At 28.7% G+C, this 22,678-nt stretch carries 21 protein-coding genes and 2 pseudogenes; 6 read left to right on the forward strand and 17 right to left on the reverse strand.

The window, feature by feature from the left end; translation table 11 throughout:
• Nucleotide 1 precedes the first annotated feature (1 nt).
• Entirely contained in the window at nucleotides 2–736 is a 735-nt protein-coding gene (locus tag KGF52_RS01950; protein WP_227838970.1) for an enolase N-terminal-like fold-containing protein, read from the reverse strand.
• A gap of 279 nt (nucleotides 737–1,015) precedes the next feature.
• On the reverse strand, nucleotides 1,016–1,825 hold the full coding sequence (locus KGF52_RS01955; protein ID WP_227838971.1) for a glucose PTS transporter subunit EIIB: 810 nt from the start codon (nucleotides 1,823–1,825) through the stop codon (nucleotides 1,016–1,018).
• Between the two features lie 146 nt (nucleotides 1,826–1,971).
• Between KGF52_RS01955 and KGF52_RS01960 the strand changes: the two genes are divergently transcribed.
• Nucleotides 1,972–3,297 (forward strand): hypothetical protein, encoded by a 1,326-nt coding sequence (locus KGF52_RS01960; RefSeq protein ID WP_227838972.1) that lies wholly within the window; start codon nucleotides 1,972–1,974, stop codon nucleotides 3,295–3,297.
• A gap of 110 nt (nucleotides 3,298–3,407) precedes the next feature.
• Nucleotides 3,408–4,551: pseudogene (gene tnpB, locus KGF52_RS01965) on the forward strand (IS200/IS605 family element RNA-guided endonuclease TnpB).
• Between the two features lie 113 nt (nucleotides 4,552–4,664).
• Here the strand turns inward: tnpB and KGF52_RS01970 are convergent.
• The 5 genes and pseudogenes from KGF52_RS01970 to KGF52_RS21580 all read right to left on the reverse strand — a co-directional run.
• Nucleotides 4,665–6,044: a M20 family metallopeptidase gene (locus KGF52_RS01970; protein ID WP_227838973.1), complete on the reverse strand. Its 1,380-nt coding sequence runs from the start codon at nucleotides 6,042–6,044 to the stop codon at nucleotides 4,665–4,667.
• 30 nt (nucleotides 6,045–6,074) lie between these two features.
• Nucleotides 6,075–7,283, reverse strand: a complete 1,209-nt coding sequence (locus KGF52_RS01975) for a hypothetical protein (protein ID WP_227838974.1) — start codon at nucleotides 7,281–7,283, stop codon at nucleotides 6,075–6,077.
• A gap of 908 nt (nucleotides 7,284–8,191) precedes the next feature.
• On the reverse strand, nucleotides 8,192–8,836 hold the full coding sequence (locus tag KGF52_RS21570) for a DUF3139 domain-containing protein (protein ID WP_413927383.1): 645 nt from the start codon (nucleotides 8,834–8,836) through the stop codon (nucleotides 8,192–8,194).
• Nucleotides 8,837–8,870: 34 nt separating this feature from the next.
• Nucleotides 8,871–9,080 (reverse strand): AbrB/MazE/SpoVT family DNA-binding domain-containing protein, encoded by a 210-nt coding sequence (locus KGF52_RS21575; RefSeq protein WP_413894797.1) that lies wholly within the window; start codon nucleotides 9,078–9,080, stop codon nucleotides 8,871–8,873.
• 30 nt (nucleotides 9,081–9,110) lie between these two features.
• Nucleotides 9,111–9,302, reverse strand: a pseudogene (locus tag KGF52_RS21580) (helix-turn-helix transcriptional regulator); the annotation flags it as partial.
• Between the two features lie 561 nt (nucleotides 9,303–9,863).
• Between KGF52_RS21580 and KGF52_RS02000 the strand changes: the two are divergent.
• A complete protein-coding gene (locus KGF52_RS02000) occupies nucleotides 9,864–10,100 on the forward strand; it encodes a hypothetical protein (protein WP_255646287.1) in 237 nt (78 codons plus the stop codon).
• Between the two features lie 124 nt (nucleotides 10,101–10,224).
• On the opposite strand, the gene KGF52_RS02005 is transcribed toward KGF52_RS02000, so the two are convergent.
• The 9 genes from KGF52_RS02005 to KGF52_RS02045 all read right to left on the reverse strand — a co-directional run bounded on the left by KGF52_RS02005 (nucleotide 10,225) and on the right by KGF52_RS02045 (nucleotide 19,882).
• Nucleotides 10,225–10,590, reverse strand: coding sequence for an ArsR/SmtB family transcription factor (locus KGF52_RS02005; RefSeq protein WP_227830281.1), 366 nt, complete (start codon nucleotides 10,588–10,590; stop codon nucleotides 10,225–10,227).
• 15 nt (nucleotides 10,591–10,605) lie between these two features.
• Nucleotides 10,606–11,382 carry a nitroreductase family protein gene (locus tag KGF52_RS02010; RefSeq protein ID WP_227838976.1) on the reverse strand — a complete coding sequence of 259 codons (777 nt, stop codon included), beginning with the start codon at nucleotides 11,380–11,382 and terminating at the stop codon, nucleotides 10,606–10,608.
• Nucleotides 11,383–11,681: 299 nt separating this feature from the next.
• Nucleotides 11,682–13,109, reverse strand: a complete 1,428-nt coding sequence (locus KGF52_RS02015; RefSeq protein WP_227838977.1) for a 6-phospho-beta-glucosidase — start codon at nucleotides 13,107–13,109, stop codon at nucleotides 11,682–11,684.
• A gap of 60 nt (nucleotides 13,110–13,169) precedes the next feature.
• Nucleotides 13,170–15,098, reverse strand: a complete 1,929-nt coding sequence (locus KGF52_RS02020) for a beta-glucoside-specific PTS transporter subunit IIABC (protein ID WP_227838978.1) — start codon at nucleotides 15,096–15,098, stop codon at nucleotides 13,170–13,172.
• A gap of 145 nt (nucleotides 15,099–15,243) precedes the next feature.
• Nucleotides 15,244–16,086, reverse strand: a complete 843-nt coding sequence (gene licT / locus KGF52_RS02025; RefSeq protein ID WP_227838979.1) for a BglG family transcription antiterminator LicT — start codon at nucleotides 16,084–16,086, stop codon at nucleotides 15,244–15,246.
• A gap of 534 nt (nucleotides 16,087–16,620) precedes the next feature.
• Nucleotides 16,621–16,812, reverse strand: coding sequence for a hypothetical protein (locus KGF52_RS02030; protein ID WP_227838980.1), 192 nt, complete (start codon nucleotides 16,810–16,812; stop codon nucleotides 16,621–16,623).
• Between the two features lie 118 nt (nucleotides 16,813–16,930).
• Nucleotides 16,931–18,091, reverse strand: coding sequence for an ABC transporter permease (locus tag KGF52_RS02035; protein WP_227838981.1), 1,161 nt, complete (start codon nucleotides 18,089–18,091; stop codon nucleotides 16,931–16,933).
• A gap of 12 nt (nucleotides 18,092–18,103) precedes the next feature.
• Nucleotides 18,104–18,778 (reverse strand): ABC transporter ATP-binding protein, encoded by a 675-nt coding sequence (locus KGF52_RS02040; RefSeq protein ID WP_227838982.1) that lies wholly within the window; start codon nucleotides 18,776–18,778, stop codon nucleotides 18,104–18,106.
• 15 nt (nucleotides 18,779–18,793) lie between these two features.
• Entirely contained in the window at nucleotides 18,794–19,882 is a 1,089-nt protein-coding gene (locus tag KGF52_RS02045) for an SH3 domain-containing protein (RefSeq protein WP_227838983.1), read from the reverse strand.
• Between the two features lie 478 nt (nucleotides 19,883–20,360).
• On the opposite strand from KGF52_RS02045, the gene KGF52_RS02050 reads away from it, so the two are divergent.
• From KGF52_RS02050 to KGF52_RS02060, 3 genes are all read left to right on the forward strand, one after another.
• Nucleotides 20,361–20,534 carry a hypothetical protein gene (locus KGF52_RS02050; RefSeq protein WP_021369998.1) on the forward strand — a complete coding sequence of 58 codons (174 nt, stop codon included), beginning with the start codon at nucleotides 20,361–20,363 and terminating at the stop codon, nucleotides 20,532–20,534.
• 140 nt (nucleotides 20,535–20,674) lie between these two features.
• Nucleotides 20,675–21,268: a cell wall-binding repeat-containing protein gene (locus KGF52_RS02055; protein ID WP_285894673.1), complete on the forward strand. Its 594-nt coding sequence runs from the start codon at nucleotides 20,675–20,677 to the stop codon at nucleotides 21,266–21,268.
• Between the two features lie 51 nt (nucleotides 21,269–21,319).
• Complete coding sequence (locus KGF52_RS02060; RefSeq protein WP_227838984.1) at nucleotides 21,320–21,673, forward strand: hypothetical protein; 354 nt, start codon at nucleotides 21,320–21,322, stop codon at nucleotides 21,671–21,673.
• Nucleotides 21,674–22,001: 328 nt separating this feature from the next.
• Here the strand turns inward: KGF52_RS02060 and KGF52_RS02065 are convergent, their stop codons facing one another.
• Nucleotides 22,002–22,556 carry a helix-turn-helix domain-containing protein gene (locus tag KGF52_RS02065; RefSeq protein WP_227838985.1) on the reverse strand — a complete coding sequence of 185 codons (555 nt, stop codon included), beginning with the start codon at nucleotides 22,554–22,556 and terminating at the stop codon, nucleotides 22,002–22,004.
• Between the last annotated feature and the right edge of the window lie 122 nt (nucleotides 22,557–22,678).

Genomic DNA, 22,678 nt, shown 5'->3' on the forward strand with positions numbered 1-22,678 from the left:
TTTAATCCCTTTCTGCCCCTACTATTTTCATCATTTTACCTGTCTTTTCAATATCCTCATAAGGTGCACTTATTTTTACTAAATTAAAACATTTGTCTATATCCTCTACAACAAATCCACCTATATTTTTTATACCTATTTTTTTAAAAGCTGAAGATATAGGTGTCGATATATCACAAATTACGCTTTCTTTATTAAGTGAATCATTGGCTATTTTTATTAAATGTTTATTAATAATTAAGTCTCCACCTAAATATGTACTATCATAGTTTTCTACTAAATATCCATATGCTGATATGTTGTAATCACCTTCTTCTATTTTTCTATTGAAAAAATCCACATCATATCTAAATTTAATTTTATTTTTATTTTTAAGATTTCCCTCTACTACTGCTATTTTTTTTGATGAATCATCAATCATGCAAATAAAATGATGATTAATTTTCTCTACTTTTGATGGTTTAGTGCAAATATTCTGATTATAATAAGAATTTATTGCTGCTAATCCTAAACTAGCCTCTATAAAATTCCAAGACTTAATTGACTTGCATAAATCTTTTAAAGACATATTTATTTTTATATCGTTTTCAAAAGAAAATCTTTTATCACATAATAAATGACTAATACCTGCTCCATAATCTGTTATTACCATAGCAAACTCTGAACCTATAACAAAATCTTTTACTCTTATGTTTTCTGGTACTTTATCTATTAAATTATTATAAAATTCCCACATTTTGTCACCCCCTTCAAAGTAATTATATTATGTTTTATACTATTTAGCTATAATATTTTATATTTTTTTACAATTTTAGTTATGTTTTGTTATGTTTTATTATGTTTCATTTTTTATACTTCCGTATTTCTTAATTTAACAGTCCTACTTTAAAGTCATCAGTTTATTTAGTAGATATGGCTATTATGCACAAGTTTTCCATAAATTCAAAATAACTATAATACTCTTGAAACTAAAAAAGCCATGCAAACTAATCTAATTTGCACGGCTTTATACTCATTAATCTACACCTAATACAGCTTTAACTTTTGCTGCTATTGTGATAACTCTTGGCCCAAATATAACTTGAACTGAATTTTTCTTTCTAACTACTCCACTTGCACCTAAATCATTTACCCAGAAACCATCTTCATAGAATCCATCTATTGAGTTTAACTCTACTCTAAGCCTAGTTGCACAGTTTGTAATATTTTTTATATTACCACTTCCTCCTAGACCTTCTATTATAGAATGTACAAGTTCTGTATCTTTGTCTTCTACTGTATCTTCTACTGCACCATTATTTACTGCTTTAACATTATCTACTGATTGTCTTTCTCTGTATTCTTTCTTACTATAAAGCTTAACTTCTTCTGAACTTCTTCCTGGTGTCTTTATATCAAACTTCTTAATTGCCCATTTGAATATTACATAAGTAACTATAAAGAATATTGGTATTAAAAATAATAAAGGTAATGCATCCACTTTTTGAGGTTGCAACAAGTTAGGAAACATATTTCTAAATGATTCTCCCATTATAGAAACATTAAACATTTCTGTAAATACATATGTTAATCCTGCTAGCGGTACATATACTACAAAGTACAATAATGGTGCAACAAATAAGAATGTATACTCTATTGGTTCTGTTACCCCTACCAACATGGCTGTTACTATTGCTGGTATCAATATACTTCCATTAAACCCTAAGACAAAAACGTTTTCCACATTTGCAAAAACTGACCCTAATCCTATAAATACCCCTGCTACAACAAGTAATATAACAGGAATCATCATTGCTCCAGAAAGTACTTGTAATTTATCATTCATTTTGAATAGATTATAATTAGTTAGACAATAAATATTTTGTCATGATATTATTATATATAATAATACAAAGAGAGATTGTTTTATCAGAGCTAGAAAAAGTAATACCTAATATGAAATAATTATACTAATTGAAAAGGAAGTAGTCTATGAAAATAGCAATCATAACAACTGAATTCTTAAAGGAGTTTGTAGAGAACTCTATAAAAAGGTTAAATATTAATGCAGAAATTGAAATATATATTTATAAAGATTTTTCTCATGTTGGAGATTTGTATCTAGAAATCGAAGATAAGTTTGATGGATTTGCAGTTAGTGGCCCTATCCCTAAGGAAGCTATTACAAAAAAAGCTGGTACTATAAAAAAACCTTTAGTTGATTTTGGTACGGATTTACAAAGTTATTATGATACGTTTCTAAAACTTATTTTTAAATACAATACATTAGATTTTTCTAGAGCATACTTTGACCTAATGGACTGGGCAGATAATCCAAAAGACATATCATATTATTTATCAAATGGTACTTTTGGAGATTTAATGTATAGTATTAATGAAAATGCATCCAAAATGAGTTTATCTGATATAGCAGAACTTGAAAAAAATATTGCAAAAAAACATATTAAGTTATGGGATGAAGGTAAAATTGATTTTTCTACTACTCGTTTTAGTAGTATTGTTCCTATGTTACAAGATGCAGGAGTAAATTTTCATTTTATATATCCTGACATAAACTTATTAAAAAGTACTTTTAATGAATTAATAAAGGACATTCATCTGCATAGAATGAAGGTAAACCAACCTAGTGTAATATATATAACAGCTAAAGATACAAACTATGATGATTATACTATAGATAAAATTTATAAAATATTGAATACTGTAAAAAAAGACAAATTAACTGATTTTATAATTGAAAAAAATAGTAGTTCTTTTAAAATTTTTACTAAATGCGACACTATTAAATCATTAACCAAAAATTTTACTACATGTTATATAAAAGAATTTATTGAAAATAGTATAGAGTTTAAAGTATGTGTTGGGTATGGAATTGGTAATGATATAAAACAAGCTATGTCTAACGCCATAAGTGCTAATAAGGAATCTAAAATAAATCATTTAAACTACAGTTTCTTAGTTAATGAAAGTTATGAGACAATAGGACCTTTATTATGTGATAAATTACTTACTGTTTCAAATAAAGTAACTCCACACATAAATACAATTGCCAAAAATTCTAAATTATCTACTCTTACTATTCAAAAGATTATATCTGTTACTGAAATTCTACAAAGAGATGAAGTTACTCCCAAGGAATTATCTTCATGTTTAAATGTAACAGTAAGAACTGCCAATAGATTTTTAAGTAGTCTCCTAAAGTCTGGAAATGCTACTATATTATACGAAAAACAAAACTCAACAAAAGGTAGACCTGAGAGGGTATACAAATTATTTATATCAGAAAATAAACATTAAAATCTATAGTACATAAAAACATTTTATCAAAGATAGGCGAAATACTCCATCCTCAACGTAAGTAGGGTGGAGATGTAAACCTGTAATATAAATTAAAAGGAGGTGAAGAAATGATACAGATGAAAGCTTTTAAGTTTAGAATATATCCAAATCAAACTCAAAAAGAAATAATAGAAAAATCTTTTGGATGTTCAAGATTTGTATATAATCATATGTTAGCACTTCAAAAAGAATGCTATGAAAAAGAAGGTAAATCACATTCAAAGTATGATTTAATTAAAAAACTTCCATCACTTAAAAAAGAATATGAATGGCTTAAAGAAGTTGATTCAACCAGCTTACAAGCTACTATTGATGATTTATATAGTGCATAAAAACTTCTTTAGAGAATTTAAAAAGGGTAATAATCAAGGATTTCCAAAGTTCAAAAGTAAAAGAAACCCTAAAAGAAGTTTTGAAAGTAAGTGTGTAAATAATAATATAATTATTAAGGATAATCTAATTAAGCTACCAAAATTAAAATGGGTTAAGGCTAAAGTGACTCAAAATATAAATGGTAGAATATTAAATGTTACTGTATCAAAAACACCTACAAGTAAATATTTTGTTAGTATGTGTTGTGAGGTTGACATAAAACAATTAGAAGAATCTAATAAGTATATTGGCATAGATTTAGGCTTAAAAGATTTTGCAATATGTTCTAATGGAAGCATATTTAACAATCCTAAATGGTTAAGAAAAGCTAACTATAGATTGAAATTGGAACAAAGAAGATTATCAAAGATGAAGAAGTTCAGTAATAATTGGAATAAGCAAAGAATTAAAGTAGCTAAGATACATGAAAGAATAGCTAATCAAAGAAAAGATTACCTACATCAAATATCAACTAAGCTAATTAGAGAAAACCAAATAATTTGTTTAGAAGATTTGAAAGTGAGTAATATGATTAAGAATCATAAATTAGCAGGTGCAATAAGTGAAGTTAGTTGGTATGAATTTAGAAGGTTACTTGAGTATAAAGCTACTTGGTATGGGAGATTAATTTCTGTAATAGGAAATACATATCCATCAAGTCAGTTATGTAGTGTATGTGGTCATAGAAATAAAGATGTAAAAAACTTATCACTTAGAAAGTGGGTTTGTTCAGAGTGCCATACACAGAATGACAGAGATATAAATGCCAGCATAAATATACTAAAAGAAGGATTAAGATTAGTGGGGATGGAACAGCCCTTAGAGCCTATGAATGCTTAGTGCAAAAGTGCTATCGAATATGAATCTCCACCTTCAAACATTACCGAAGGTAATTAAGGTGGAGTAGTTCAAGTTATTGTCTATTAAACTGTATTTTAAACTTTATATATCTTTTAAGGAGTAGGAATATCCTTTGGAATAGGACACTTATATGTTTTCCCATTCATTGATTTATCGAATTCTTCTTTTGCCTTTTTAGCTATCTCTGGATTGTTTAATATTTTAGCTCCAAACATAGCCATAATTTTTGCTGCATATATCATACCTTTTTCTCCAATAGAACTTCCTGCACAAGATGTAAACTGCCAACTATGCCCAGGTGCACCTATGTTTGTACATCCTGTAAAAAAGTATGCTGTAGGAACTATATGCATTACATCTCCAATATCAGTAGAGCCATAGCTATTAAAGTTCGTAACATTTCCTCCTCCATAATATAGGTGAGTTCCTTCTGGTAAATTATATTTACTTATCATAGCCTCATATTGTTGTGGGCTTTGTCTATCTAATTCAGCTGCAAAATCCAATTCATCTTGAGTCCAAGGCTCTTGTGTAATATCATCCATACATTCTGACACAAGATTTGCTAGAACATGATTGTTTAAAGTATTATAGCATCCTCCTAAAAACTCTACTTCAACCTCAGTCTCAGTCATCATTGCAGCTCCTTTTGCTACCTTTATAAGTCTTTCATATGTATTTTCTACAGCTTCTCTACTCAAAGCTCTTGTGTAATACCATACTGATGCTTTATCAGGAACTATGTTAGGTGCTACTCCTCCATCTGTAATAGTATAATGAATTCTTACATCAGAAGTAACATGCTCTCTCAGATAATTAGCTCCTACATTAGTAAGTTCTACAGCATCTAAAGCACTTCTTCCATTTTGAGGGTCTGACCCTGCATGTGCAGTTATCCCCTTAAAATGGAATTTTACAGAATTAACAGCTGTTGATATACCCACTGTAGCTTCACTAATTTTATTTGGATGGAAATTTATAGCTAAGTCTAGACCTTCAAATGCACCGCCTCTAGCCATAAATCCTTTACCTGTTAATTGTTCTTCTCCTGGACATGCATAAAAAACTATAGTTCCTCTTAAATTATTTTCTATCATTTCTTTTTTAAGTCCTATTACCGCTCCTACATGCGCAGTACATAATAAATTATGTCCACATCCATGACCACAAGCTCCCAATTCAAATGCTTCTTGCTTTGTTGAAACTTTTTGGTTTAAACCAGGTAATGCATCAAACTCTCCCATAAAACCTATAACTGGTTTCCCTGAGCCAAAACTAGCCTTAATAGCTGTAGCTAAACCTCCTACCCCTACTTCCACATCAAATCCTTCACTTCTTAGAAAATTTGCTGTATTTTCACATGCTTTGAACTCTTTAAATGCTTTTTCTGGATTTTTCCATATTTTCTTACTCAAATCATCAAGTTTAAGTCTTTTTTCATCTATCTCTCTTATAGATATACTTCCTATCATTAACTTTACCTCCCATAAATCTATTTCATATTAACCAAATATAAGTGGACCTATTATACTAGCAAATGCCACTGAAGCAATAGTTACAGTAACAAATCCCCCTATAATCATCTTTGGTAATAAATAATCTGTTGCCCTTTGCTTTTCTTCTACAGTTCCTTCCATAGCATCAATACCTTCATTAGAAATTATCTGTGTTGCTGGATAAGCAAGCATACAAGTTACACCAATCGCTGCTGACATTCTTGGAGAATATCCTAATAACTTTCCTACAATTGCAGTAAATAGTATTATGAATATAGCTCCTATAACTAGTATTCCTATAGTTGGAACAATCATTGCAAATAGTGCTGTTGGAGTTACCTTAGCAAGTCCTCCAGGTAACATTAACATACAACCAAACATTATAATCCCATTAGATTGAGATTTATCTAAAATTCCTTTTTCTAAAAATCCTATTCGTGTAAAAATTAGCCCTACTAACAAACATGCTATATTTGGATTTAAATAATAGTTTGAAGGAGTAAATCCTGATATTAGAGTAGCCAAGCCTACAAAGTTACCAATCATAGCAACAAATGAAAGTTTTGCAAGATATACTAATGTAGATGATTTTTTATTTGACTCTTCTTTAAAAATTCTCATACTTGGAAGCTTAAAATTACTTTTTGATTCATCCCTTAAGAAATCTCCCCTATCTCTTTTAAATTTTAATTCTTTATTTATACAATATGTTGTTATAGGAATACCAAAGAATTTTTGAAATGACAATACTAGAATTACAAATGCTGCAAGTTCAGGTCTATTTGCTGCTTCTGCAACCGTTGTTACAATAATACCAGCAATAGTAGAACCTGCTATTGGAGGTGCTGCTATTAAAGCATACTCTCTACCAAATAACATACTACCAACTGTGAAACAACCAACCGCTATGCCTACAATACCTACTAATGCAATTACAACTGTTTTCCATTCATGGCATAAGTCTTCAAGGTTTATAAGTGTTCCTAAGTTAGTTATTAATAATGCTATACCAAAGTTACTCATCGCAGCTAATATCCCCGATGCTCCTGTAACATCTTTTGGTAGAATATTAGTCCAAAATCCTAATAAAAATATAATACATACAAATAGCAATGTTGAAATTGCACCTTTTGTTTTCTTAGATAAAAACTCACTAAAAGCATAAATCATTACACATACAGTAAAGCAAGTAAGCGGATTCCAAAAATTTTCCATTGTTGTTTCCTCCTAAATATAATAATTTTTTATCAATAAAGCAATAATTATAAAATGTATATTCTGTGGTTATTATTAACTACATATAGCACAGTTTGATATTTTTTGATGATATTTTTATACGTCTTAAATTATTCCTAAAATATCTAAATAAATATAACTTATAGTTAACTTTTTAAATATTTACCATAATCATTAATTTACTAGACTTCTTTTCAATTTTTGACTTTCTACATTATTTTATAAATGCAGAATTGTACTACAACTATCTTCAATTTTAATATACATGTTGGAAGACTTGTCTTTATTTAATATTAGATATATAATTTACGCTTTATATACGTCTTAAATTATTCTTAAAATAGCTAATATAAATTAATAACATACCTATTACTATTGTTAAAAGATACCTTATTTTAATTATTTCTTTTAAGTCTTCTTTAGGTACAAATTTGTATCTACTAATACCTCCCCCCTCTTTAAATTAGACTATATCTAGCGACTTTAGAAATCGTATTTCTAGGAATAACAATTATTTGTCATATTAAATCAATGATAAACTATATGTCTATAGTAGTCCTAAATTATTCTTAAATTAACAATAAAAAATAAATTTACTAAAATATAAAGTCACTAGTTTTTATTTTGTCAAACTATTCTTGATATAAATTATAATTTCAAACTTTACTTTTGTCAATATATTCTGACAATAAATTGCAAATTTATAGTTTTAAAATTAGTCTTAATCTTCTTATATCACTATGTACTTTATACTTAAATACTACAAAAATTTTTAGTGACTATAAATTCTATGTCAGTATATAAAGTCCTAAGTTTATTTTTATTTAAACGTGATAGTACTATATTCAAGTAAATTTCCATAAAAATCCCCCTATTTTGTCATGAACCTATCTATCCCTATCATCTTTAAGATAAATTGGTGGATGCTTCACACTTTTTAATTCTTCATTGCTTTTTAAAAGTTTATTATTATTTTCCATATCATAAATCTGTAACATAACTTTATTTACATATAGAGCATAATAATCATCACTATAAAAATACTGATATTCATATTGAGGGTCATCTTTGTAATATACTCTGTATAGTATTCCTTTGTAGCTTGCTTTCTTTGCTTTTTCTTTTGTAATACTCTTTATATTATCTTCTGAAATATCTTGCTTTACCATACATTTATTAATATATATTTCAGCATCCTTCCATGGTTTAAAGTAATTGTTATATACAACACTCCCTGTTATACCTACAATACTTATAATTAATACTAATAAAAAAGATATAGTAGTATCTACTATCATCTCAATTAACCCAGAAAAATCCTTCCCAATTTTTTTCTCGTCTCCAGGATGTAATTCTGGAAGATATTTATCACAGCAAATAAATTTTGCTCCAGCACCTTCAATTTTATCTTTAAATTCATTAAAAGGATAATACAATACCTTATTCCCTCTATCTACCAATTCACGAACTACTTCAACTGTAGGATTAGTGTGACCATATGCAGGAATACTAAAAAATACTATTTTACTCATATTTTATCCATCCTTTTATAATTTTTTTAAATTATTATTCTTTACCTATTACCCCCATATGACCTATAAAATTTATCAAATCACGTTGATGAACAATTCCTAATCCTCTTTCTTCATCTCCTAGTATCAATAATTTATCTCCTGCATTTATATTAAATACATCCCTTGCTTCTTTTGGAATAACAATCTGACCACGTTCACCAACTACGACAGCTGCAAAGAAAAATTTTCCTTTAGGTGGTATTACAATACCTGTTTTTTCTTCTGAATGATTAACTAAGTCATCTAGTTTGACATTGTACAATTTTGCAAGTTTAATGCAACTATCTATATCAGGAGTAGATTCGCCATTTTCCCATTTTGCTACTGATTGTCTAGATATATTAAGTTTTTCAGCTAATTCCTCTTGTGTGTACTGATGAATTTTTCTTAGTCTTTTCAAATTCGTATTAATCATATTTTTCATACCTCCTATGTTTATAGTATTAGATTTATTGCTTAAATTCTATCAACTAATCTTAACATTCATGTATGTATTTATATATTTTTTTCTTATATGACTTTATTGTTTAAATTACATATCTTCTTAAATTATAGTAATATAAATTTATGACACAAGAGAATAAAAAAGTTATACTTGATAGCTATGAGGTTTCTTTGATTTAAAATGACATATTCTATTTGAAAAGCTCAAATGACAAAAATATCATTAATTTTACCTATTGAAATAACATCATATCCATTATTATTTAATGAGTTTAATATTGTATCATTAAATGGCTTTAAGACATAATCATGTCTATTGCTTATTATAGTAAATTTAGTGAAACTAGAACTAAACTAATTATCTGTAAAATCAATAGGGCTTTGTGGTTTAGGCTTGAAGAATATCTCTATAAGAAAATCATTTATTATAATGTGTATATTGAAATTAGCGGTGATGTATTAGAAAAAAATATATAAAATTACAGAAAAAGGAAAAGATGAGTTTCTAGAATGGCTTGAAAAAGATATTTTCCGTCTTAAAATGTACTTTTCTAATAATTTAGATATAGACACTAGGCTTGTTTTATTAGAGCATCAGTTGTTTCAACACCAAGAAAGGATTAAATTCTTATACAGTCAAATGGAACGTTATAGTGAAGTGCCTCCTCTTCATAGCAATGATTTTGGTGATTATATAGTTCTTGATGGTGCTATTATCAGGGAGCAAGGTTCTATAAAATGGCTAACAAATTGTATTAACCATCATAAAAATGACTAATACTACTTTAAAATAATAAGTTGTTAATTTTAATAATTTATTTAATTACAAACATTAAACTTACAAAAAAGGGCGTAGCACTATTTTCTAGTGCGACAACCCCTTTTTGCTAAATCACTTTGATTTACTCACCTTTTCTTACATCATTTTCACCAATATCTTGTATTCCAACAAATATAAGATTTATTAGCTCTGTTAGTGATTTCCATTGCGATTTTTTTGAATCAAGATAATAATAGTTTTTAGTCCCTTCTCTACGTACATTAACAATTTCTGCTTCTTTCAATATTTTAAGATGATGAGATACAGCAGGGCGAGAAAGATGTGTTTTTTCTGTAATTTCTCCTACTCGTATACCATTGAAGTCACTCTCTAAGAGTGTTATTAAAATTAACTGTCTAGTTTCATCACCCATAGCAGAAATAGCTTTACGACAGTCTTTAAATTTAGATGTTATTTCTTCTATTCTTTGCTGACATTCTTTTTCCATAAAATCCTCCATATCTTATAAGTATCTAACACTTGCTGCCTCTTTTTGTGCAGTACGTCTATATTTAACATCTGGATATCCAATAACTAGCGTTGTGAGAACATGATTCTTGTGTTTTAAACTTAGAAGCTTTTTTAACTTTGGTGAGTTATTTGCTACATCTGAAAAATATCCACTAAATAAAACCCCCAGACCATAAGATTCTGCCATTAGTGCCATATTAGATGCTGCAAGTGAACCACTAATCTTATCTTTTGTAATTATCATTATTGCAATAGGAGCATGCTTGAAGAAAAAGTTATCATCAATCTCAATTTCCTTTGAATATTTAACAGCAATATTTGCAATAGGTTTGATTTTTCTAAAAAATCTCACTGCCTCCTTTTCATACATTGCTTTTTTATTGTCCAAAACAATATATGATACATCTTGTGAATTTTTAGCACTAGGTGTGTATCTACCTGCCTCAATAATTTTCTTTACAATTTCTGAAGAAACTTCTCTATCTTTAAATTTCCGGATACTTCTTCTAGATTTAATTGCCATTAGTAATTCATCTGAGTCTAAGTTTGGCTTATTTGTAAGTTCTATAGGTGGTTCATCAAATCCTGTCAGTGTAATAGCTTCTTTGGGACAGATTGCTGCACAGTGTCCACACATTAGACAGTCTTGCTTTTTAATTACTGATTTTTTATTTTCTATACTTATATTATTTACTGGACAATCATTTTTACAAAGTCCACATCCAATACAAAGGTCTTTATTAACTTCAATTATATGTTGATATTTCATATGCACTCATCTACCTTTCGTTCATTAGTTTAAACTATTATAACACGAAGATATTTTTTATATTCATTGGTAAAGAATTTGATTACCATTGAATTTTTAATATATCTATTGAATAAGTTTTTCATAAATTTTAAAGCATTATAAGTTATATTTAATAAAAAAAGACAAGCCTAGAATTTAAGCTCGCCTTTTTCATCTCTTGGTACAAAATAAATTATCTCTCTCTTTTCAGTAAATCTCTTCGTTAATCCTGCTACAGAGAAAAAATTATACCCCTATTATTTTTATATTCTTCTTATTTAATATAAATCTTCACCATTTGAAGCAATTACTTTCTTATACCATTCAAAACTTTTCTTTTTCGTCCTTCTCAAACTTCCATTACCGATATTATCTCTATCTACATATATAAATCCGTAACGCTTTTCCATTTCACCTGTGCCAGCACTTACTAAATCAATAGGACCCCATGTAGTATAACCTAATAAATCTACACCATCTATAGAAACTGCATCATACATCGCTTTTATATGTTCTCTTAAATAATCAATTCTGTAATCATCTTCTACATAACCATTTTCATCAGCTATATCTTTTGCACCTAATCCATTTTCTACAATAAATAGTGGCTTTTCATATCTATCATATACATGATTTAATGTAATTCTTAGACCTAATGGATCAATTGGCCATCCCCATTGACTGTATGAAAGATATGGATTTTTAGCAGATGTAAATATATTTCCTTCAGCTACATCATCTGCATTTTCATCAGTTCTAACACAACGACTGTTGTAATATGAGAATGAAATAAAATCTACTGTATATTTATTCAGTAATTCAATGTCACCAGGTTCCATTTCTGGTGTAATACCTTTTTGCTCCATATACTTTAATGCATAGTTAGGATATTTTCCTCTAGATTGTACATCTACAAAGAAATAATTTTCTCTATCTAACTTTGTAGCTTCCCATACATCATTAGGATTGCAGCTATAAGGATATACACTTCCAGCTGCAAACATACAACCAACTAAGTTATTTGAATCAACTTCATGTGCTATTTTAGTTGCAATTGCACTAGCTACAAGTTCATGATGAGCAGCCTGATATTTTATCTTTTCAGTATCTTCGCCTTCTTCAAAACAAATACCAGCACCCATAAATGGAGCATGTAAAATCATGTTTATTTCATTAAAAGTTAACCAATATTTAACTAAGCCTTTATATCTTCTAAAGATAACATTACATAGTTTCTCATAGAAACCTATCATTTTACGATTACGCCATGCACCATACTTTTCAATTAAATACATTGGACAATCAAAATGTGTAATAGTAACTAGTGGCTCTATTTCATATTTTTTACATTCTTTAAATATATTTTCATAAAATTGAAGCCCCTTTTCATTTGGTGTTTCTTCGTCACCTTTTGGAAATATTCTACTCCATGCAATACTCATTCTATATACTTTAAATCCCATTTCACCAAATAGCTTTATATCTTCTTTATAATTATGGTACATATCAATACCAGTTTGAGCTGGATAATAATGCTCATCATCAAAATCAAACATTTTTAATTTTCCTGTAATAACTGCTGTTCTATCTTTTCCTGTTGGACATACATCTACATTTGCTAATCCTCTTCCGTCTTTATTATATCCGCCCTCACATTGATTAGCTGCAGTAGCCCCTCCCCATAGAAAATCTTTTTTAAAACTCATAGTTAAGCCTCCTGAAATTATAACTAAGGCATTAACCTATGCTAATACCTTAGTTTTTTACTAAAATATAACTGTAATCAGATTGTCCTCTAATTCGGTACTCTTACTTTCTGTTTCTACTACATCTAAAAATTGTGATGAATTTGTAATAACAATTGGAGTTACAACACTATACCCTGACTCTTTTATTGCATCAATATCAAAGTTTAATATCGTTTGACCTTTTGTAATTCTATCACCTTGCTTTATACATGCCTCAAAACCTCTTCCTTCTAACTGAATAGTATTTAATCCAATATGAATAAGCACTTCAACACCTGTATCTGAAAGAATTCCTATAGCATGTAGACTAGGAAATAAGGTTGTAACCACTCCATCTACTGGTGCAACTACTTTTCCATCACTAGGTATTATTGCTACACCTTGACCTAGTACACCAGATGCAAATGCAGCATCCTCTATATCGCTTAAATTTAAGACTTCACCTTTTATAGGACTTACTACTATTTCTTTTTCTAATTTAGCAGACTTAACCTCTTTTGTTTCCTCTTTTACATTATTTTTTACTTCTTTAGCTTCTCTTGCTTCCTTTTCTTTATATAAAACCATAGTTAATACAAAAGCTACAACCATTGATATAGCTATACCAGAAAGAGCTACTATTAAGTTACCCATTCCTCCATCTGGTTCAATCATTGCTGGAAGTTCGAATATTCCCATCCCTCCAGTTATAAACTTTCTAAGATTAAAGAATCCATAAAAAGCTCCTCCAATACCACTAGCAATACAACTTATTATAAATGGCTTCTTTAAAGGTAATAATATTCCATAAATTGCTGGCTCTGTAACTCCAAATATACCAGATATAAAGTTTGGTATTGCCATCTCTTTTAACTTCTTGTCTTTAGTCTTGAAGAATATTGCTAATACAACTGCTGAACTTGCAAATGTACAAGCAAAGAATGGCATCATGACATTATCGTATCCTAAAGTCATAACATTATTTATATATACAGGAATGAATCCCCAGTGCATACCAAAAATAACAAGAATTTGCCAAGTGAACCCTACTATAGCACCTGCTAATAGTGGACTAAAATCTCTTATCGAAATTACAACTTGTGAAATAAGTGTAGAACCAAATGTTGCTATAGGGCCTATAACTATAAGTGCAACAGGTACTGTTACTAATAATGTAAGCATTGGCACAAAGAAAAACTTAACTAAGTCTGGAACAATCTTATTAAATAATTTTTCACACTTAGATGCAAAATACACTATAAATATAATTGGTACAACTGTCCCAGTGTAATCAATTGATATCATTGGTAGTCCAAAGAAATCAATATATACTGGTGATGCAAACATTGTTCCTTTAAATAAAGTGTACAGCACATCTGCACCTGCTGATATACTACTGCCTTGTATCGCAGGATAACACATTGCAGCTCCTAGTGCTAATCCCAACATTGGTTTTAGCCCAAATTTCTTAGCTGAAGTATATCCTAAAAATAAAGGAAGGAATGTAAATAATGCATCTCCTGCTGCATTTATTACCATATATCCACCAGATATATCACTATATAATCCCATTGCTACAAATAAAGCGTTAAATCCTTTTAACATCCCACAGGCTGCCATTATTCCTAGTACTGGCTGAAAAATCCCTGATATTATATCTATACCTTTATCTAGCATACTACCTGATTTTTTATTTTCTGAATTTGTACTTGAGTCATCTAAGTCAATTATTTCAACTATATCTTTATAGACAGCCTCAACATGATTTCCTATAACTACTTGATATTGTCCTCCACTTTTCATTACAGTAACAATACCTTCCATATTTTTCAATACATCATCATTTGCTATACTTTCATCTTTCAAATTAAAACGTAATCTTGTAATACAGTGTACTAATCCACTAATGTTTTCTTTTCCACCAACATTTTTTACTATGCTTTGTGCTAATTGTTTGTATTTTCCCATTTTCTCCTCCATATTTCTTTTAAATAAATTTTTTGAAATTTGAAGGTTTGGCCAACTCAATGTTACCATCCAACCATAGGTATAATTTTGTTAGTATCACTCCTTTCAATAACTCTTACTATATACTACTGAAAAATTATTCATCTTACATATTTGAATCTTTAACTACTTTAGCTAAATGTATTGTTAAATATATAAGTTCATCATCTGTTAATATGTAGTTATATTGTTTTTTAATAAAATTTTTAATCTTAACTACACATTCAAACTCTTTATTATATTTAGACTTAATAATGATTAATAATTCTTTATCTGTCTCACCTTCATGCACACTATTTGAAAGTAATCTCTGGGCAAAAAATTTCAGATGCATTATAAATCTATAATAAAATACAGAATCCTCATGAAATTCTATTCTAAAATGATATCTAACTATACTAAGTACTTCTTGTATTAACTTTGTAATATCAGATGCCAAGGTATGACCTTCACTTAACTGAGCATTTACTATATGAAAGGCTATAAATCCAGCTTCATCTTCTGGTAATTTTACACCTGTTTTGCTTTCAATAACATCAAGTGCTTTCATTCCAATTTCAAACTCTTCTTTATAGAATCTCTTAGTTTCCCAAAGTATTGCATTCTTTACGTTTATCCCTTCTTTCATTCTTTGAATTGCAGAATATGTATGGTCACTTAATGATATATAAATACTTTCATTTAATTTCTTGTTTAACTTTATTTGTGCATACTCTATAATTTCGCTTGATAATTTCATGTGCTCCATAGGAATATTATTAAGTAATTCTTGTAACTTATTTGATATTTCTTTATTTGATATCCTAAATACTTTGTTTACTTTAGTTTTATCTATTAAATCGCCTTTTGATTTTTGATAACCAATGCCTTTACCCATGACAATAATTTCTTCATCATTGTCATCTAATGTGATTACAACGTTATTATTTAATATCTTATTAATTATCATGATTATCCTCCTTTTGAGCATAAAAAAAGCTTATCCATAATAATGGGCACAATCCTTCCAAGGATACTGCTATTATTAATGAATAAGCTTAGCTTGTACTTAAACAATTACTACCTAATTCCAATTATTATGATAAAACATTAGACATATTTTGTCAACGTTTTCTTTGAATATATTTCATCTTTATATGTAAAGAAGCTATAAGCTTGCTTCGTTTAAGCCATATGTAGATACTCTATTTCATATCGACAACGACTGCATCTGTTGCTTTAACAACGTGTTGGCGATATATTTATATATTTTAAGCTTATTAGTTGGGATTATAAAATATCCATCTACTTATTATATAATAAGTAATGTTAACTTTATTTATAAGTGTACCTATTTTGTATATTAAAGATAAGTATACCACTGATTTTTATTAAATATTAATCATATAAAATAAAAATAAACCCAGTATCTTGTTATTAGCTACTGGATTTATTTTTATGTTTTACATTATACTAAAGTATTTGATGTAATCATATATATTTTTTATTGATCACGTCCTATTGTTCCATCTTCAAGACCTTTTTCTATTTGTTCCTCGCTTGGTTTTGGTAAATTATTCTGTTGCTCTGTTTCTTTTGGTGTATTATTTATTTCCTTCTTACCTTCACATCCAATTACGCTAAGAGCTACCATTGATACTATTACTGCTGCTGTAAATTTCTTATTAAATTTCATTTTTTCTCTCCTTTTATTTTATATATTTTTTATTTTATTACCTTTTTCATAAAACTAATATTTATTAGATTTGCTAAATAATAGATTAATTATCTAACAAATTATTTGATGTATAATTTTATTCTGATTTAAGTGCTACTATTGGTTGTAACTTAGATGCTTTATTTGCAGGGGATATTCCAAATACTACTCCCATAAATATGGCAAATCCAACTGCAGCAAATACCACATTCCATGCTATATAAGGCTCAGCCCCCATTGTTCCTAGTATTGGGAATGACCCAAGTATACCTATTGAAGATCCTACTATTCCACCTATTAAGCTTATTGTAAGAGATTCTACTAAGAACTGTACTAGTATAAAGTTTCTAGGAGACCCTAAAGCTTTTCTTATACCTATTTCTTTCGTCCTCTCAGTTACAGATACTAGCATCATGTTCATTATACCTATCCCTGCTACGAATAAAGATACACTTGCTATTGCTCCTACCATTAGGTTCATAGTAGCATCCATTGATTTCATTGAATCTATCATTTCTTTATTACTTGATACATAAGAATCGTTCGGTGCCATACCTTTTCTAGTAAAGTGAGCTTTTATTTCATCCATTGTATTTGTAACACTATTATTTGAAGTAGATTGTACATTTAATTTAGATATGTCACTTATTCCTAAAACAATTTGTGCTGTTTTATAAGGCATATATATAGTATCATCTTCTGGGCTATTATAAGTTTCATCAATCTTACTTAATACGCCTATAACTTTGTATGGTATAGACTTAATATTTATTGTTTTTCCAAGTGCATCTCCTTTAGGGAATAATTCACTGGAAACCTTACTACCTAATACTACAACTTTAGTTGATTTATCATTATCAATTGGCATAATAAATCTACCACTCTTAATTTTAGTGTTATTTAGTTTTGAATAGTTTTCATCTGTTCCAACTATACTTTTTTTACTATCTTTTTTATCGTAACTCACAGTTACTGAATCACTTATTTCTGGAGATATTTCTTTTACATTCGAACTACTTTTTAATACTTTTATATCAAATTCATTTATTTTTTTATCTCCATATACACTTGCAGTTATTAAATCTAGTGGCTTTGATTCAAAACTTTTATACATACTTTGTTTACTACCTATAGATATTGTAACGAATAAAATTACACTGGCCGTGCCAATTGATATACCTAATATAGTAAGAAATGAACGTAGTTTATTAGCTTTGATTTCTCCTAATGCCATCTTAATTATTTGGAAAATATTCATATACGCCACCTCCTATTCAAAAATTTCACCATCTCTAATTCTTATCAATCTTTTAGCATTTCTTGCTATATCCATGTCATGAGTTATCATAATTATAGTTTTACCTTCTTGGTTTAGACCTTCTAATATTTCAAGTATTTCTTTACTTGTTTTACTATCTAGTGCTCCTGTTGGCTCATCAGCTAGAAGTATTTGTGGATTTGTAGCTAGAGCTCTTGCTATTGCTACCCTCTGTTGTTGCCCTCCAGATAATTGATTCGGCCTATTATTTAATTTATCTTGTAGTCCAACCTTTTTCAGACATTCTAGTGCTATTTTTCTTCTTTCTTTAGGAGTTTTACCTTGGTATATAAGAGGAAGTTCTATATTTTCTAAAGCTGATAATTTATTTAATAAGTTAAAACTTTGGAATATAAATCCTATTGTCTTGTTTCTTACAGCACTTAACTCATCTTCACTTAGTGATGTTATACTTTTTCCGTCCAGTACGTATTCACCATTATCAGCTAAATCTAAACAACCAATAATATTCATAAAAGTTGATTTACCCGAACCTGATGGACCTATTATAGATACAAATTCACCTTTTTTAATATCTAGTGAAACCTTTTTTAATATAGTTATTTTTTCATCGCCTATGCTGTATGATTTCACTAAGCTCTTAGCTTGTATTACATAATCACTCATATATTATCACCTCTCTTATCCTATTGATTTTTCCATCATTGAGCCTGAGTCTGCCTCTGAATTTTCAACAGGACCTTTAAATGACTGTATACTTATACTTTCATTTTCTGAAAGTCCTTTTGTAACTTCTATATATTCTGAATCCGTAATTCCTGTTTCAATGTATTTCTTTTCTTTTGTACTTGAAGTAGTAACAAAGTATCCTTTTTCATCTTTTTGAACAGCCATTACAGGAATCTTTATTACATCATTTTTTTCGTTTATTATGATTGTACCTGTTACAGACATACCATCTTTAAGACTTTGTATAGTTAAATTATTTTCTAAAATCCATCCAGTAGTTTTGTCACTAGTTTCAACTTTATACCAATTCTCTTTTTTATCTAGAATTGTTACTTCTTCACCTTGCAATAATTTCCCAAGACTCTTACTATTAGATGCATTATTCTTTCTAAGAATTGTATCATTGCTAGCTATTTTTACTTTTACATCTTTTTTATCTATTCCTTCTAACTTAACTCCATATTTTTGTATCCACCCTTGTGTGTTGTCTTCTAGTTTAACTCTCATCCAACTTCCTTTTCTTTCTAATATGTGGAATTTATCTCCTTTTTCTATTTTAGCTACTTTTCCATATTCTTTAGATGGTCCTTTTCTTACACTTATTTCTTCGTATTTACTTTCTCCAACTTCAAGTATCGGATTAGAAACTGCCACAGTTACATTGTATGTCGGACTCTCTCCTTCTTCTGCTTTGTTAGATATTTCAGTTATAGTTCCTTTTATAGTTTCACCTGGAAATGCCTTTGCATTTACCTCAACCGTTTGATTTACTTCTAACTGAGATATATCATATTGATTTACTGATACAGTTATTTTAATCGCATTTGGATTGTTTCCATCTGCATTAATTAAAGAAACTTTTCCTCCAGCTGATACAACTGATTTTATGTTTCCTTTTTCTACTGATAGAGTGTTCATTGTTGCATTCATTTGCTGTTGTTGTTTTGCCTCTGCATTTTTATTAAGCCCTATGTATGCCCCCGACCCTGCTAGAGTTATTGTAATAGCCGCTATAACTATAAGTTTTTTTGGTTTTTTCATAATATTCCTCCTTAAGTATTGTAAAGTACTGTAAATATATAATTGCACTTTAATATTTTCCGTAATTTATCTTATATTTGTATTTCTAATCACCAATATAACATCTTAATGTTTACTTTGATAAGTGTTAGGCTTTAGAGCTAATCCTTAACTCTGGTATGAGTGTAACATCTTAATGTTAATCTTATGTTTACATAAACTTAGTTCTTGTATATTTGATTTATCGCAAGCTAATCTCTTTGTTTTATTATGGAAATTATTCCTTTAGTATCGTCCATAACTTAATACGCTACAAGCTATACATCATATGTTAATTGTATGTTTACTCTTTAGCTATAGCATTGAGTTTCATTTTAATATATTATAAACTTCTTATTATCAAATAAAACTATTCTATATCAGGATTAAGATTTTCTATTGAAAAAAAAGAGTTAGAGTACTATAATTTATGCTAGAGTAACTTTGGGAGGAATATTAAATGTACAGATATGATGATTATGTAAATTTAATAAATGACTTGGAATTACCAAAAGAAATTAGGAATAAATGTGTTAGAGTTATAATGACACTAGAGAACATGCAAGATATTATGGTAGTACATAAGTTTAAGACTTATGTTGTTAATGAAAAATATATTGAAAAAGTAGCTTAGAATAATTAAGTCTTCTATTAATTTAGATGACTTTTTTGTATTTATATATTACTATTTAGGTAAAGTTATTTTAAACAAATGAGGGGGATATTATAACGAAATTACCAAAAAAATTACTATCACTATGGTTAGTTATAACAATGTTAATAGTTAGTTTTCCAAAACAATCTTATGCACTTAATTCAGTAGAGGAAATTGAAGTATCTACAATATATGAAACAGCAGGACTTATAGCAGATAAGCAAAATTATGACACTGCGATACTAGTTAATTTAAGTGATTCCATAGCAGATGGGTTAAGTGCTAGTGGATTGTCAGGAACATTAAATGCACCAATGCTTTTATCTGAAAATAGCAGTATACCAAATGAGACAATGAAGAGATTAAGCAAAGTAAAAACAGTTTATTTGGTAGGCGGGATAAAATCAATAAGTAAATCTGTAGAGAATACATTAACATCAAAAGGATTCAATGTAAAAAGAATTGATGGGGATGATAGAATAAAAACTAGTTATAATGTTGCAAAGGAAATAAATTCTAAACAAAAAGTTAATACTGTTATGCTAACAAATGCTTTTAAGGGTGAAGCAGATGCAATAAGTATAGCTTCTGTAGCAGCAAGAGATAAAGCAACAATAATATTAACAGATGGAAAAAGTGTGCCATTTTCAACTAATGAAGTAAAATCATATGCAATTGGAGGCACAACTACAATGAATAATACATTAGTCTAAAATCAGCAAATATTGAAAGTGGATATATATATTTTAATATACATTAGAAGAATGATAAGTGAATTTGTATATGATATGGGTTACCTAGAAAATAATCCCTTTACATTCCCAGAAATACAAACATTGATTGATAGTATAACAATAGGTGGACATAAATTAAGTGACCAAAATCAAAGACTAAATATAAAATCATCATGGGATTATGTAATAAAATTAAGTAACAAAGAAAACTTATCTTTAAATAAAGATACAATTTGCTCTATACATAAAATAGTTGCAAAAGATGGAGCTCTAATCGTTGGAGATTTTAGAAATGGTAGCATAGGAATAGCTGGTACTACTCAATATGAGTGCATAGAAACCAATCTATTAAATGATTTATTTGTAAGTGACATAAATAACTAAACCCTTATAAAAGGCTATAATAAATTTATCGTTGTCCTATTGTCAAGTCTTATATGATGGTAATCAAAGAACAGCTAGACTTACCTCAAATCTAATACTTATAATTAATGACATTGGAGTACTATCAATCCTTGCTAAATGTAAAATTGAAATATGAACTTTTTAGTTCATGAGGCATTCTTTTTTGTATGAAATCAACTATATTTTCATAATTTCAACAATGAAAAAGAGGCTTATCTCTATTTTGAGACAGCCCCTTCTTCTGCATGTTCTCTATCTCTAGTATTAAATCTACCATGTACTAGTTTAGACAAATATTATATAAATTTTAAAAAGATGGTGGGGTTACTGCAAATATAACCTCACAATCACAGTCTCCTATATTTTCCCATTTATGATTTGAGTGTGGAAGTATTTTTACACTATCCCCACAATTTAAATCAATTACATGATTCATTAAATAAATCCTTACATTTCCTTTAATTACATAGGCAACTTCTTCTCCTCTATGACTAAACTGTTCTTTTGAAGATGAGCCTCGAGGTGGTATTTTCATAAGCATTAATTCTATTTCTCCTTTTGAGTTTGGAGTTAGTAATTCATATGCAAAGCTATCATCTTCAGAAAACATAATCTTTTTACGACTTTCTTTTCTAACTACTAAGCTTTCTGTATCTACATCATTTATAAAAAAATTAAATAATGGTATATCTAAGGCACTAGAAATTTGTTTTAATGTATTAATAGACGGATTAGCACTTCCTTTTTCTATTTGACTAAGCAAAGATGAAGTAACACCTGTTAAATTAGCTAGTTCTTTAATAGTCATGTTTTTTCTTTTTCTATATTCAGTAATATTTTTTGATATATCTACCTCATTCATCTATAAGCTACCTCATTATTATATATTTTGATTACTATATAAATTATTATATCAATATATACTATATTACGCAATTTAATTAAATTACATTTAATTTCTCCAAGAATAATTAAATGTAATTG

Origin of the sequence: Clostridioides sp. ZZV15-6597 (assembly GCF_020657815.1) — a bacterium.
Classification (GTDB): Bacteria; Bacillota; Clostridia; order Peptostreptococcales; family Peptostreptococcaceae; genus Clostridioides.

Excerpts from the sequence above, each read along its gene's own strand:
- KGF52_RS01950 (WP_227838970.1), bottom strand. The coding sequence starts at position 736 with ATGTGGGAATTTTATAATAATTTAATAGATAAAGTACCAGAAAACATA.
- KGF52_RS01955 (WP_227838971.1), bottom strand. The coding sequence starts at position 1,825 with ATGAATGATAAATTACAAGTACTTTCTGGAGCAATGATGATTCCTGTT.
- KGF52_RS01960 (WP_227838972.1), top strand. The coding sequence starts at position 1,972 with ATGAAAATAGCAATCATAACAACTGAATTCTTAAAGGAGTTTGTAGAG.
- KGF52_RS01970 (WP_227838973.1), bottom strand. The coding sequence starts at position 6,044 with ATGATAGGAAGTATATCTATAAGAGAGATAGATGAAAAAAGACTTAAA.
- KGF52_RS01975 (WP_227838974.1), bottom strand. The coding sequence starts at position 7,283 with ATGGAAAATTTTTGGAATCCGCTTACTTGCTTTACTGTATGTGTAATG.
- KGF52_RS21570 (WP_413927383.1), bottom strand. The coding sequence starts at position 8,836 with ATGAGTAAAATAGTATTTTTTAGTATTCCTGCATATGGTCACACTAAT.
- KGF52_RS02000 (WP_255646287.1), top strand. The coding sequence starts at position 9,864 with ATGTACTTTTCTAATAATTTAGATATAGACACTAGGCTTGTTTTATTA.
- KGF52_RS02005 (WP_227830281.1), bottom strand. The coding sequence starts at position 10,590 with ATGGAAAAAGAATGTCAGCAAAGAATAGAAGAAATAACATCTAAATTT.
- KGF52_RS02010 (WP_227838976.1), bottom strand. The coding sequence starts at position 11,382 with ATGAAATATCAACATATAATTGAAGTTAATAAAGACCTTTGTATTGGA.
- KGF52_RS02015 (WP_227838977.1), bottom strand. The coding sequence starts at position 13,109 with ATGAGTTTTAAAAAAGATTTTCTATGGGGAGGGGCTACTGCAGCTAAT.
- KGF52_RS02020 (WP_227838978.1), bottom strand. The coding sequence starts at position 15,098 with ATGGGAAAATACAAACAATTAGCACAAAGCATAGTAAAAAATGTTGGT.
- licT (WP_227838979.1), bottom strand. The coding sequence starts at position 16,086 with ATGATAATTAATAAGATATTAAATAATAACGTTGTAATCACATTAGAT.
- KGF52_RS02030 (WP_227838980.1), bottom strand. The coding sequence starts at position 16,812 with ATGAAATTTAATAAGAAATTTACAGCAGCAGTAATAGTATCAATGGTA.
- KGF52_RS02035 (WP_227838981.1), bottom strand. The coding sequence starts at position 18,091 with ATGAATATTTTCCAAATAATTAAGATGGCATTAGGAGAAATCAAAGCT.
- KGF52_RS02040 (WP_227838982.1), bottom strand. The coding sequence starts at position 18,778 with ATGAGTGATTATGTAATACAAGCTAAGAGCTTAGTGAAATCATACAGC.
- KGF52_RS02045 (WP_227838983.1), bottom strand. The coding sequence starts at position 19,882 with ATGAAAAAACCAAAAAAACTTATAGTTATAGCGGCTATTACAATAACT.
- KGF52_RS02050 (WP_021369998.1), top strand. The coding sequence starts at position 20,361 with ATGTACAGATATGATGATTATGTAAATTTAATAAATGACTTGGAATTA.
- KGF52_RS02055 (WP_285894673.1), top strand. The coding sequence starts at position 20,675 with ATGTTAATAGTTAGTTTTCCAAAACAATCTTATGCACTTAATTCAGTA.
- KGF52_RS02060 (WP_227838984.1), top strand. The coding sequence starts at position 21,320 with ATGATAAGTGAATTTGTATATGATATGGGTTACCTAGAAAATAATCCC.
- KGF52_RS02065 (WP_227838985.1), bottom strand. The coding sequence starts at position 22,556 with ATGAATGAGGTAGATATATCAAAAAATATTACTGAATATAGAAAAAGA.